The organism is Microvirga pakistanensis (assembly GCF_004458765.1).
GTDB lineage: Bacteria > Pseudomonadota > Alphaproteobacteria > Rhizobiales > Beijerinckiaceae > Microvirga > Microvirga pakistanensis.
Genome location: NZ_SPJX01000485.1, coordinates 1 through 223, shown reverse-complemented (window position 1 = coordinate 223; position 223 = coordinate 1). Strand labels below are relative to the sequence as shown.

The 223-nt window shown below is 67.7% G+C and carries 1 protein-coding gene; it reads right to left on the bottom strand.

Translation table 11 applies throughout. The annotated features are described in order from the left end of the window. On the bottom strand, positions 1-223 hold a 223-nt coding region (locus E4K09_RS22005), incomplete at both ends, for a 2-deoxy-5-keto-D-gluconate 6-phosphate aldolase domain-containing protein (RefSeq protein ID WP_134499845.1).

Here is a 223-nt window from a genome sequence, read left to right as displayed (position 1 = left end):
GCCATTCCACGAGCTTCGCGCCGATGCTGCCGCCACCTTCGAAATCGAGCGGGCGCGAGCCCGGCAGCTCCACCGGGCGACCGATCCAGAACGGATGATCGGCGGCGCGGAATAAGGCTTCGCGGCCGTAGGTGCCGTCAATCAGCATGCCGAAGCCGGAGCGGCCGTTGGCCACCTTCGCGGCCGCCTGCACGGCGAGCACTTTGAAATCGGGAATGCGGTC